This window comes from Coleofasciculus sp. F4-SAH-05 (assembly GCF_040222985.1).
Lineage (GTDB): Bacteria > Cyanobacteriota > Cyanobacteriia > Cyanobacteriales > Coleofasciculaceae > Coleofasciculus > Coleofasciculus chthonoplastes.
Genome location: NZ_JAVKBY010000044.1, coordinates 18,115 through 31,090, shown reverse-complemented (window position 1 = coordinate 31,090; position 12,976 = coordinate 18,115). Strand labels below are relative to the sequence as shown.

General features: G+C 45.4%; 9 protein-coding genes. 4 read left to right on the top strand and 5 right to left on the bottom strand.

Going from position 1 to position 12,976, the window contains the following annotated elements; genetic code table 11:
* Window positions 1-2: 2 nt before the first annotated feature.
* Together RIG27_RS04785 and RIG27_RS04780 are read right to left on the bottom strand one after the other, a co-directional pair.
* Window positions 3-776 (bottom strand): hypothetical protein, encoded by a 774-nt coding sequence (locus tag RIG27_RS04785; RefSeq protein ID WP_446342934.1) that lies wholly within the window; start codon window positions 774-776, stop codon window positions 3-5.
* Window positions 777-1,115: 339 nt separating this feature from the next.
* The gene (locus tag RIG27_RS04780) at window positions 1,116-1,586 is read right to left on the bottom strand and encodes a hypothetical protein (protein ID WP_446342932.1); all 471 of its coding nucleotides are present in this window, start codon (window positions 1,584-1,586) and stop codon (window positions 1,116-1,118) included.
* A 141-nt stretch (window positions 1,587-1,727) separates the two neighbouring features.
* Here RIG27_RS04780 and RIG27_RS04775 point away from each other — a divergent pair, with 141 nt between their 5' ends.
* On the top strand, window positions 1,728-1,940 hold the full coding sequence (locus RIG27_RS04775) for a helix-turn-helix domain-containing protein (RefSeq protein ID WP_446342977.1): 213 nt from the start codon (window positions 1,728-1,730) through the stop codon (window positions 1,938-1,940).
* Window positions 1,941-2,149: 209 nt separating this feature from the next.
* Window positions 2,150-2,362 (top strand): helix-turn-helix domain-containing protein, encoded by a 213-nt coding sequence (locus RIG27_RS04770; protein ID WP_446342930.1) that lies wholly within the window; start codon window positions 2,150-2,152, stop codon window positions 2,360-2,362.
* Between the two features lie 69 nt (window positions 2,363-2,431).
* Here RIG27_RS04770 and RIG27_RS04765 read toward each other — a convergent pair whose 3' ends face one another.
* Window positions 2,432-4,762, bottom strand: coding sequence for an NB-ARC domain-containing protein (locus RIG27_RS04765; RefSeq protein ID WP_446342928.1), 2,331 nt, complete (start codon window positions 4,760-4,762; stop codon window positions 2,432-2,434).
* 174 nt (window positions 4,763-4,936) lie between these two features.
* Between RIG27_RS04765 and RIG27_RS04760 the strand changes: the two genes are divergently transcribed.
* A complete protein-coding gene (locus tag RIG27_RS04760) occupies window positions 4,937-5,464 on the top strand; it encodes a hypothetical protein (protein ID WP_446342927.1) in 528 nt (175 codons plus the stop codon).
* Between the two features lie 301 nt (window positions 5,465-5,765).
* Here RIG27_RS04760 and psaB read toward each other — a convergent pair whose 3' ends face one another.
* Both psaB and psaA read right to left on the bottom strand, forming a co-directional pair.
* Window positions 5,766-7,994: a photosystem I core protein PsaB gene (psaB, locus tag RIG27_RS04755; protein WP_446342925.1), complete on the bottom strand. Its 2,229-nt coding sequence runs from the start codon at window positions 7,992-7,994 to the stop codon at window positions 5,766-5,768.
* Between the two features lie 155 nt (window positions 7,995-8,149).
* A complete protein-coding gene (psaA, locus tag RIG27_RS04750) occupies window positions 8,150-10,405 on the bottom strand; it encodes a photosystem I core protein PsaA (RefSeq protein WP_446342923.1) in 2,256 nt (751 codons plus the stop codon).
* A gap of 434 nt (window positions 10,406-10,839) precedes the next feature.
* Here psaA and RIG27_RS04745 point away from each other — a divergent pair, with 434 nt between their 5' ends.
* Window positions 10,840-12,810, top strand: a complete 1,971-nt coding sequence (locus tag RIG27_RS04745) for a hypothetical protein (RefSeq protein ID WP_446342921.1) — start codon at window positions 10,840-10,842, stop codon at window positions 12,808-12,810.
* Window positions 12,811-12,976: the final 166 nt, after the last annotated feature.

Here is a 12,976-nt window from a genome sequence, read left to right as displayed (position 1 = left end):
TTTTATTCTTTATCTTGGTTATCTAAGTCTGCTTGCACACTATCGATTGCTTGAGCCATAACTTCCTTGACTATTTCAATTCTGGTTTCAAAAGCTAGGGGAACAGTTTCGTAAAATTTTTGAAAAATTGTAGATTGAATTTTATAAAATTGCTCCAAACCTTTTTTAATTACTTCTTCTCTTATTTGATTTCGGATAGAATCATCACTTCCAAAAATACGCCCAATAAAAAACAGAGTACCTATCCAGGGTAAAAAATCGCCATACCCTTCTGTTTTATCCACATTAAATTTAAATTCGTAAGGAAGTTGCTGAACAAATACCTTTTCAGGGTTAATACTAGATAGTTTTGAATTGCCTAATGATTTTAATACATTTAATATTTGATTATCTAAAATTTTAAAATTGAAATTTATGCTATTTTTGTTTTGCTTACCCCACTCAATAATTGCATTTATTAAATCATCTTTAAATTTGTCAGTATAGTCTTTAACTACTTTCTCTTGCTTCCAAACTACGTCACCGTCAGATTTCCATTTCTTAGACTTTTCCTTTAAATCATCAGATAAGGATAAACGAATCCATTTATTCCAAGAACTATTTAGCTCCTTTTTTAAAGGTATATCTAGTTCCGTTATCCATTTTTTTGTCAAAATCTCAAGTCTGACGCTTTGTCCGCTCAACTCACCAATTTGCTCGATTAAAGCTTGTTTTTTTGTCTCAGCCTCTTTTATCTCTTGATTTAAGCTTACTTCATATTTATCTAAAAAAATCAACCCATTTTGAATTATTTCCCCCAGCTTAACTACAGCTTTGTCAAGCTCAGTATTACGGTTCTTCCGTACCTGTTATGCTAAATTGCCTCAGACGACGCCCAAAATCCTTGCTTAGCAAAGATTTTGGGCGTTATTTCGAGTTAACTTAGACTGTTGAGGCATAAAATCACGGTATAACTAAATTTGGAGCCGTTTTAACTAACAGTTTGGCATAGTAAGTCCGGAAGAGCCACTATGAGTTGAGGCTAATTGTCACTGTGGTCATAGCTGGGTGATGATGAGCGATCGCACGTTGATCGGTCATCGTCTTGTTCTCCTGAGTTGAGCCAGATTCAGTCGTCAAAAGTGACGCCACCAGTATTGTTCTAGCTGGTAGGCTTGGCGCAGGTGTTCCAAGGCGGCTGTTGATAGCAATCCTTTCACCAGAGCAACAAATTCTCCCCACGCTAGCAATTGCGACTCACTCTTGGCTCGGTTGAACTGATATCTATAGAATATTGTCCAAAACTCTGGAGCAATTCGAGACTTCCAGCGCTTGCGCCAACGCACCATGTCTTGATGAGTGGGAGGTTCAGCTTCCAGGATGGGTGGAAAGTCGGCGTAGCTGACGAATCGGCTCAACCCTTTACCGTGAACATAAACGATATGCTGCCAGCACTCAATGCGATAAATCTCGTCAGGAGAGCGATTAAACAGCAAGGCGACTGTCTCGACGGTGACAAATCGTGCCAGGGGGTGACGGGTGGAGGATTTGTAATTTAGTTTTGAGGCTTCAAAGGTGGGCGTTTTTGTGGTATCTGTTGATAACATAGAAAGTAATTCCCCTGCAATGGTAAGTCATTCCCTTGTAATGGGATATTGGTGCGATCGCTCTTGCGTTTGCTCGACGGGGAGAGCGATCGCTTTTTCCGATAAATCTATTAAATGACGGCACTCAATCACTTGTCAAGTATGGGGCGAGTCAGGCTTAAGGTTCGAGAATTTGCACAAGAGAAGAGGTGGACACTCAAGGAAGTGTCTGAGCGTTCCGGTGTAATTTACAGCACCGTGAGACATTATGCTCGTTGTCCTGGAATGTCAAAGATTGACTTTATTTCTGTCCAGAAGCTAGCTCGAACCTTTGATGTGATGGTTGAGGATATGGTTGAGATTGTGGAAGAGTAGCGGCTCAACTCTCTCCAAGGTAGCAATTGTGATTCAGTTGTGGATCGGTTAACAAGGATGGGCGTTTTTGTGGTATGTGTTGATAACATAGAAAATACTTCCCATTTAATGGGACATTGGCGCGATCGCTCTTAGGTTTGTCAGACGGAAAGAGCGATCGCTTTATATATCGGAATTATCATAAGGTGCAATTGCACCGATAGTCAAGTATGGGTTTAGTCAGGCTGAAAATTCGAGAACTGGCGGCTGAGAAAGGCTGGACGCTCAAGGAGGTTGCTGACCGTTCTGGCGTGATGTACAACACGGTCAAAAGCTATGCCCGCCGTTCTGAGTTGTCAATGGTAGACTTTACCGCGATTTATAAGTTAGCTCGAACCTTTGATGTGATGATTGAGGATGTGGTTGAGATTTTAGAGGAGTAGACGCAATACACTTCGGTTGAACACCACTAGCGTTAAACGACCTTGGGTTCAACATTTATTCAGCAACCCCTATTTACAAATTATGGAATTCAACAAGAATTTGACTTTTTTAGCATCTCGTATCATACCTAGCTCGATAAAATAATTATGTGCTTTGTTTGCATATTCTCTTGCTTTATTAAAATTTGACCTAGCCTTTTCCAACTTAGCAAAAGAAGCCAAATAATAGGCTGTTCTACGTTTGTCTTTAGCCGCTTTAACTTCATCAAATCCAATGAAAAGAAGATTTTCAGCTTTATCGAATTCACCTTCAGCAATAGCAATATCAGCTAGGATTTTTTGACTGTAATTTTTCTGGCGTTGATTTTTTATTTTATCTGATTCTTGAATGACCTGATTACAAAGAGCTTGAGCTTGAGAATATCGACCTTGCTCAAATAATACTTCTGATCGTTCTCTATCTATATAAATTTGATGAGCAATACGCTTTTCGTTCGTCAAATTTTTATCATTCAGAATTTCCTGTTCTCGGTTCAACCACTTGTGTGCTTCTTCCGGCTTTTCTAAGCGAAGATAAAGTCCAGCTAAGTGATTTGTTAAGTAGTCTAAATCATCAAAATCACCGTATTGGCGTAATTCCCACGCTTCCAATAAAAGTTTCTCGGCGTTTTCTAAGTCATCGGGTTTACCCATCAGTAATAATGTTCGTCCCTTACGAGACTTGGCTCCCAAAGTAGTCTTATGCTCCCCTCTTAATGTAGATGCTTTAATAATCCAGCCAAGCCAGAATCGCCTATCTTGCCAATGACCTCTGAGATTAGCATAGTTATTCAAATATGACCAGAGTTCTTTAACATCTTCATAACGTTCTTCATCTTTACACCAGCGAAGAACAGCTAAAAGATTTTCCCACTCTTCGTGTAAGCGATTGTACCCTGCGAAAAATCGCTCTGGTTTTTTTTCTGGCTCATGATGTTTTTTGGCAAATTTTTTATACCATTCCAGCCATCGATTCAAAGCTTCTTTTTTAAACTCTTGATTTTTGCGTAATTCTGCTAAGGCATACTCACGGGTCAAAGGTAACATTATATAACGTCCTTTGTAAAGGCGTATCAGAGAAATCTGTTGCAGTTTTTCTAACCCCTTATTAATTGAAATCATTGGTTCTGTACTGAGTCCAGCAACTTCAACAACTGCATCTCGATCAGGTGATTTGTGAAAGATGGCTATAGACATCAGTAACCTATATGCATGTTCATGTTGCCTCTTGAGATCATCGACTGACTGTTTAAAGCAAAAATGAGCTACATCATTATGGTTACTTTTTAAGTCTGCTAATACTGTTGTGAGAGAGTTGCTCATAGCTAAACGACCCATAGTATAAATAATGACAATAGGAATCCCTCCACTAGCTTTAATCAGGTTATTTTTATCCTCATTCGTTAGAGAAATTCCTTTATCATCAGCTTGCTGCTGAATTAGTTGTTTACTTTCCCGTTTAGATAATGACTCTAAGTGAATAGGGACAAAACAAACACCTATTTGCTCACGGGTAGTAATGACTGATTTCACAGTTTTGGGTAATTCGTAAAGAAAAGACAATACTCTATTTTTATTTTCGATTGTTTCCAGGTTATCAATAATTAATAAAACTTTTTGCTGTCGGAGTCTTTTCCTTATTCGTTCTATCTCATTTTCATGCATGATTGACGGCTCATCTAATGTAATTGAAATTTTTCTCATAATTTCTTGGAGTGTACGCTGAGAAGTGAGTTTATCTAAAATTCGGTCTGGTAAAAGTTGATTTTCTTTGGCGGAGGTAAAAATAATTGCATCAAATAAAGGGATTTCACAAGTGATTTTTGAAAGGGTAGAACTATCAGACCTAGCATTTCCGTATTCTCTGTACTCAAGACAGCGATATGCTGCTTCTACAACTAAAGCCGTCTTTCCAACACCACCAATCCCATCTACTGTAATAATTGGAGCGGCATGATCCTCAGATAGGTATCTCATCAAGTCGCATAGTTCTTTTTCACGACCGATGAATTTATTATCCTGTGGGGGTAGGTTCTGATTTGGAAGTGTGCTTAAACGTTCACGACTCGGTTTCACGACAAGCGAGTCAGTAGACTCTCTGGTTTGAACAGGTGGATACCAATCATTGGGATCGACGATATCTGTGGGTTCTAGCTGGAGAACTTTGGCAATTTTCTGGATTGCGTCTTTTTGAGTTTTACGTCCCCAGTGAGGATGTAATAAATTTTTAACCTGCTGTTCACCAACCTCAGCCTCTGTTGCTAGACGTTCTTGGGTATAACTCATTTCGCGCATTTTGTTGTCAAGATGTCTCGAACCATCTTGGCTAGCCAGAAAACCTCTTCTGCGTTGCTGAGTCATGAGTGGTAATTAGATGGATTTACTTCTACTGTACTCAAAAATATTCACAATGCCGATAACTGTGGTTAAGTGCGAATAAGAAATCAAGACTTATTTACATTTATTTCGTCTGGACATTAACTCACTAACCTCGATAGGCTTGAAACAAATGGAACGTTTTGAGGAGATACACTGATGTCTTTACAACATACTGCTCAAATCCTTGCAGAAGAACCAACTTCGCAACATTTGCTCAACACTCTCAACTCGGTCAATGTCCCACTATCAGGTAAAAATTTGTCTGCGAAAGTAGACCAAACTTTAAAAACGTCATCCAAAATTCGCATCTGCAAAATAATGAACCATAAACTTCGCCTGTTAATTCCGTCTACCATTCATATTGATATTCCTTGGGAAACTTCGGCTTATGTGGAACAAGCCAACCAACTATTGAGTGAATGTTTTGGGGGCAGTATTTGTAAAAAATTTGTCGGTTTCTATCAAAGTAGTGATTATCGCCTCATCAGTGAGTCAATTTTTGAAGTCGAAGTTTGGATGACAGAGGCAGAACTGCTGCACCATCTTCCCAAGTTAGAAGACTTCATCCTCCAATTGCTAACAGAATTGCAACAAGAAACAGTTTTTTTGGTAATTGATGATACAGCTTCACTAATAGAGAAGAGGAAAACCGATAATTTCAACTTTGAAGCCATAGCTGCATAGAATGATGCATTTAGCTTCTCCCTGGTGTAAGTGCAACCCCATCTGGGTTAGCTAGATCCTTTATAGCAATAGACACATCGATTAGGACGTTCGGCACCATTGTAGAGACCGTCCATGTTTGGTCTCTACATAAATGATGTGTCCTAACAGCCATGGCGGTTGCTATATAAGTCCGCGTAGGCGGACTTTGTTTGTGTAGCCGTGACTTCCAGTCGCTGGAGTAAAAAAGAAATTACTTAAACGAAAAATCCCCCACCCGAAGGCAGGGGATTTATTTAATTACCTACAAGGCTTCAGTTCGCTAACCGAACTTACCCGCAGTCGAGGCAATCACAAACGCCGCGTAGGTCAATATATACCCCACAGTAAAGTGAGCTAAACCAACCACACGAGCTTGAACGATGGACAGAGCAACCGGCTTGTCCTTCCAACGAACCAGGTTCGCCAGAGGAGTGCGCTCGTGCGCCCAAACCAACGTTTCAATCAGTTCTTGCCAGTAACCACGCCAGCTAATCAGGAACATGAAGCCAGTCGCCCAGATCAGGTGTCCTAAGAGGAACATCCAAGCCCAAACGGACAGGTTATTCGTGCCATACGGGTTGTACCCGTTAATTAGCTGAGAGGAGTTCAGCCAGAGGTAATCACGTAGCCAACCCATCAGATAGGTTGAGTTCTGATTAAACGTAGCTACGTTGCCTTGCCAGATGCCCAGATGCTTCCAGTGCCAGTAGAAGGTTACCCAACCAATGGTATTCAGCATCCAGAACATCGCTAGATAGAAAGAGTCCCAAGCGGAGATATCGCAAGTGCCGCCACGACCGGGACCGTCGCAGGGGAAGCTGTAGCCGAAGTCTTTTTTATCCGGCATCAGCTTAGAACCACGGGCATCCAACGCACCTTTGACCAGAATCAAAGTGGTGGTATGCAGACCGAGTGCGATCGCGTGGTGAACTAAAAAGTCACCAGGACCAATGGTCAGGAACAAGGAGTTCCCACCATCGTTAATCGCATCTAACCAACCGGGTAACCAAACGTTCCCGTAGTTGGGCCAAGCCGTAGTCGCAATGCTATCTGGATTAGATAGCAGCGTATCGAATCCATAGAGCAGCTTACCGTGAGCCGCTTGAATCCATTGAGCGAAAACGGGCTCAATTAGAATTTGCTTTTCAGGCGTGCCAAATGCCACAACCACATCGTTGTGAACATAGAGACCTAAGGTGTGGAATCCGAGGAACAAGGAAACCCAGCTCAAGTGAGAGATGATTGCTTCCTTGTGATCTAATACCCGTGCCAACACATTGTTCTTATTCGCTTCGGGGTCGTAGTCCCGCACCAGGAAGATTGCTCCGTGGGCGAAGGCTCCAACCATTAAGAAGCCCGCAATGTATTGGTGGTGAGTATACAACGCTGCCTGCGTGGTATAATCCCGCGCCATAAATGCATAAGGCGGCAAGGAATACATGTGTTGCGCCACCAGCGAGGTAACCACCCCTAAGCAAGCCAAGTGCCAGCCTAACTGGAAGTGCAGCGAGTTGTTATAGGTGTCGTAGATTCCTTTGTGACCTTCACCCAAAATGCCACCAAACGGGGTTCCCGGTGGGGGATTGTGCGCTGCCATGATGTCTTTCATGCTGTGGCCTATACCGAAGTTTGTCCGGTACATGTGACCTGCAATGATAAACAGAACAGCGATCGCTAGGTGGTGATGAGCAATGTCGGTCAGCCACAGGGATTCAGTCTGAGGATGGAACCCACCTAAGAAGGTAAGAATCGCAGAGCCAGCACCTTCGGACGTACCAAAGATATGGTTTGCTGTATCTGGATTCTGGGCATAAACCCCCCAGTTTCCTGTGAAAAACGGAGCTAAACCCGCTGGGTGTGGCTTGACGGACAGGAAGTTATCCCAACCCACATGCTGTCCCCGAGCTTCGGGAATCGCAACGTGAACCAGGTGACCCGTCCATGCTAAGGAACTCACCCCAAACAGACCCGCTAAGTGGTGGTTTAGGCGAGACTCAGCATTTTTAAACCAAGCCAAGCTGGGACGGAACTTGGGTTGTAAGTGCAGCCAACCTGCAAACAGGAAGACGGCGGATAGCACCAGGAGGAATAATGCCCCTTGATACAGATCCCCATTTGTCCGCATCCCTACGGTGTACCACCAGTGATACACCCCAGAGTAAGCAATATCAACAGGGTTAGACGCACCGGCTTGAGTAAACGCATCAACAGCCGGTTGACCGAATTGAGGGTCCCAAATCGCGTGGGCGATCGGACGGACGTTGAGCGGATCTTTAATCCACTGTTCAAAGTTGCCTTGCCAGGCGACGTGGAACAGACTGCCAGAGGTCCACAGGAAAATGATTGCAAGATGACCGAAGTGAGAGGCGAAAATCTTCTGATAAAGATTTTCCTCCGTCATGCCATCATGGCTCTCAAAGTCATGGGCGGTGGCAATTCCGTACCAGATTCGACGTGTTGTCGGATCTTGAGCGAGATCCTGGCTAAATTTCGGAAATTTTGTTGCCATCTGTCTTTCGTTAGGAAATCCTACAGAGACTTATGCTTTTGCTGCTCGTTTTCTGTCTTTGGTGACCCCCTGGAACCGAAGTTCCAGTTTGGTATAGGGTCGAGACAGGCAAGACATGGTGTCCTGCTTTATAGTGGTATCGATTCAAACAGCCGTCATCCGACTGCTAGTATTCGTGCCAGGAAGAATGCCCAAGTGGTGACAATTCCTCCTAGGAGGTAGTGAGCTACCCCTACAGCCCGACCCTGGACAATGCTCAGAGCGCGAGGCTGAATCGCTGGAGCCACTTTTAGTTTATTATGCGCCCAAACGATGGACTCAATCAGCTCTTGCCAGTAGCCGCGACCACTGAACAGGAACATCAAACTGAATGCCCAGACAAAGTGAGCGCCTAAGAACAGGATGCCATAGGCTGATAACGCTGTGCCGTAGGAGTTGATCACCTGAGAGGCTTGCGCCCACAGGAAGTCACGCAACCAACCGTTAATCGTAATTGCGCTGGTGGCAAAGTTACCCCCCGTGATATGAGACACGGTACCGTCGGACGCCACCGTTCCCCAAACATCGGACTGCATCTTCCAGCTAAAGTGGAAAATCACGATCGAGATGCAGTTATACATCCAGAACAGACCGAGGAAGACGTGATCCCAAGCCGATACTTGGCAAGTACCACCCCGACCTGGACCGTCGCAGGGGAAGCGGAATCCCAGGGAGGCTTTGTCAGGAATCAACCGAGAGTTCCGGGCATATAGCACACCTTTGAGCAGAATCAGTGCGGTGACATGAATCTGGAAGGCGTGAATATGGTGGATCATAAAGTCCGCCGTTCCCAAGGTGATCGGCATCATTGCCACTTTGCCACCCACAGCAACCATGCCACCGCCAAAGGCGTAGCTGACAGGTTCTAGGGCATTGGGAGCGGTTCCGCCAGGAGCCAGGGTATGCAAATGTTGCACCCACTGAGCAAAGATCGGTTGGAGTTGAATCCCCGTATCCGAGAACATATCTTGAGGACGACCAAAAGCCCGCATCGTGTCGTTGTGAACGTACAGACCGAAGCTATGGAAGCCCAGGAAGATACAAACCCAGTTCAGGTGAGAAATAATCGCATCCCGGTGACGGATGACCCGATCCAACAGGTTATCCACATGAATATTCGGATCGTAGTCCCGCACCATGAAGATTGCTGCGTGAGCAGCACCCCCAACGATACAGAACGCACCAATCCACATGTGGTGGGTAAAGATTGACAATTGCGTTCCATAATCGGTGGCTAAGTACGGATACGGAGGCATCGCGTACATATGATGCGCCACGATAATGGTCAGCGAACCGAGCAGCGCTAAGTTCCAGGACAGTTGAGCATGCCAGGAGGTGGTGAATATCTCATACATCCCTTTGTGACCTTGACCGGTAAAGGGACCTTTATGAGCTTCCAGAACTTCCTTAAAGCTATGACCAATTCCCCAGTTCGTCCGGTAGAAGTGACCTGCGATGATAAACAGAACCGCGATCGCTAAGTGGTGATGCGCGGTGTCTGAGAGCCACAATCCACCTGTGGTTGGGTTTAACCCACCTTTAAAGGTGAGGAAGTCAGAATACGCCCCCCAGTTCAGGGTGAAGAACGGCTTCAACCCTTGCTCGAAACTGGGATACAACTCTGCCATCAAGCTCTTGTTCAGGATGAACTCGTGGGGGAGAGGAATATCCTCAGGAGCTACCCCAGCATCCAGTAGCTTGTTGATCGGCAGAGAGACGTGAATCTGGTGACCCGCCCAACCTAATGATCCACACCCTAACAATCCAGCTAAGTGGTGGTTCATCATGGACTCTACATTCTGGAACCATTCCAACTTGGGCGCCCGCTTGTGGTAGTGGAACCAGCCAGCAAACAGCATCAGGGCTGCCATGACTAGACCACCAATGGCGGTGCAGTAAAGTTGGAATTCATTCGTGATTCCAGATGCACGCCAGATTTGGAAGAATCCTGACGTGATTTGAATGCCGTGGAACCCGCCACCGACATCCGCATTTAGAATGTCTTGACCCACGATGGGCCAGACTACTTGAGCGCTTGGCTTGATATTGATTGGATCAGTAAGCCAAGCTTCGTAGTTGGAAAACCGAGCGCCATGGAAATACATGCCGCTCAACCAGACAAAAATAACCGCTAGGTGACCGAAGTGAGCGCTAAAGATTTTGCGCGATACATCTTCTAGGTCACTGGTATGACTATCGAAATCATGAGCGTTCGCGTGTAGGTTCCAAATCCAAGTGGTGGTTTTTGGTCCCTTGGCTAGGGTACGGTCGAAATGTCCCGGTTTAGACCACTTCTCAAATGAAGTAGGAACGGGATCTTTATCAACTGTTACCTTTGCCTTCGTGTCCCGCTCAGGAGGGCTGATTGTCATCAGGAGTCTCCTCTCTATACAAGGAACGAGAAATATCCAAAAGGAAGTTTGCTTTTTTATCAATTTAGCGGAAAGTACCGCTTTTGGCGTAACTTTCCTGGAAAAACGATATCCCCTTTGAAATCTAGGGGATAAGTTCTTTTGTTGATGATAGGTCTTGCTGGAGGAAGTCTTGGGCTGCACTTAACAAAAATTCAAATTTCAGCAAATCAAGGTCTACTTTGGGTTTTGATTTGAGCAAACTCCCAAAAAAGTCAAGAGTCTGATTGATAAAATTTACAAAACTAAACAATAGGCGGGTTTAATCTCAGATTGATTCTTTGTTGATTGTTCATCTAGACCTGCCTAGTCTCTACATGGCTCCCCTGCCCCTCCAGAGGAGCCATTGTTCGCTATAGTTCCTAATGAGCAGAATTCGTTGAGGAGATGGTGTGTTGGCTAGGAATCTCTGGTGGAAAACAGTAAAAGCAATTTGTTCAGTCGTACTGATGGTAGTGCTGATGGTGGGACTGGTGGCATGTGGCAAAAGCACCGAAACCTTACCCCCCATTGAAGAGGAAGCCCCACCGCCAACCGAGCCAGTTAGCCGACTCTCAGAAGTCGCCCCACCCCCAGTGATTCAGCAACTGAACCGCCGCTTAGAAACCTATCAGCCTCAAGTCACCATCTTGAGTCCCACTCCGGATCAGATTCTCCAAGACACCACCGTCTCCGTACAATTCCAGGTGCAGGACTTACCCCTGTTCAAAAACCCAGAATTAAACATGGGTCCTCATCTCAATGTAATTCTTGACAATCAGTCTCATATTCCGGTTTACACCGTCGATAAATCCCTAATCCTGGAAGACTTATCCCCCGGAACCCACACCCTAAGAGTTTTCGCCGCTCGTCCTTGGCATGAAAGCTTTAAAAATGAAGGCGCCTACGCTCAAACCACCTTTCACGTATTTACCAAAACTGACGATAATAATCCGGTAGCCAACCTACCGCTCTTAACCTACAACCATCCCCTAGGCAGCTATGGTGCTGAACCTATTCTGATCGACTACTACCTGACGAATGCTCCCCTGCACCTCGTCGCCCAGGAAAACCCAGAAGACGAGATTGTCGATTGGCAAATTCGCGTCACCATCAATGGTGAAAGTTTTACCCTCGATCGCTGGCAGTCTGTTTATCTCAACGGCTTTAAACCCGGTAAAAACTGGGTGCAGTTAGAGTTTCTGGATGAGCAAGGAAATCCGGTTAAAAACGCCTACAATAACACAGCGCGGCTAATTAGTTATCAGCCAGGGGGCAATGATACCTTATCCCAGTTAATGCGGAACGAACTCTCTACTGAAGTTGCCCGTAGCATTATCGATCCCAACTATAAAGTTCAAGCCGAACCAACACCGATACCTTCCGTGTCTCCCACTCCGGTTGAACAAACCCCAACGGCTGAACCGGAGATACCCGCAGAAGTTCCCGCCCCTGAATCCGAAACACCTGTTGAACAAACCCCAACGGCTGAACCGGAGATACCCGCAGAAATTCCCGCCCCTGAATCCGAAACACCTGTCGAAGAAAAACCAATACCTGAAACCAAAACAGGGAAAGAATCCCCCACAGTCGTAGAACCTGCTACGCCAGATGCAACCGTCCCCTCAGCCACAGAGTTGGAAACTCCTGAAGTCAAATCGACAGAAAAATCCCCAGCCCGTGGCTTTTTCAATCGCTTCTATCAAACCATCAGGGAACGATTCCAAAAACCCCAAGTGTCTCCAACCCCATCCACTGAACAACCAGAAGAACTAGAAACACCGTCACCTGAACCTGAGGTTTTGCCAGAGGAAACCGAGTCGCCGCCAGAACCGCAAGTGGAGACAGAACCTGTAACTCCACCCCAAGAAACTCCTGATGAAGCCTCGGATATCGTGACTGAGGAAACCGAATCTCCGCCAGAACCCGAAGCATCTACACCCTTGGATAAAACTCAAACATCCTCAGAGGAACCGCAAGTAGAGACAGAACCTGTAACTCCACCCCAAGAAACTCCTGATGAAGCCTCGGATATCGTGACTGAGGAAACCAAATCTCCGCCAGAACCCGAAGCATCTACACCCTTGGATAAAACTCAAACATCCTCAGAAGAACCTCAAGGGGATATAGAACCTGTAACTCCACCCCAACAAACGCCCTCACAGCCATCCCAGGTAATTCCAAAAGACACAGAATTGAATCCACAGACAACCCAAACAGCCCCAGAAGAGGGAACAGAGAAATCGGTAACTCCCGATGAATCGTTACCTCCGGAACCCCCTGCATCGGAGGAGGAAACCCCAACTCCCTCGCCAACACCAAAAATTAAGCCTGTCGTTCCTGATGCTGACTTGCCACCAACCTTACCCGAACTGATTGAAAAATAATGCGAAGACTAGCTCCCGCATCCTCTGGTTTCCCCCTTTTGAAAGGGGACGGGAGGGGTGAGTAGCTGACTTTTCATGGAAAGTCTAGATACCTGAGTCGGGGCGGGTTTAGTCACATCTGGGTACAACCGAAAAGTATAGTAGTGAAACCCGCCCCTACACACTC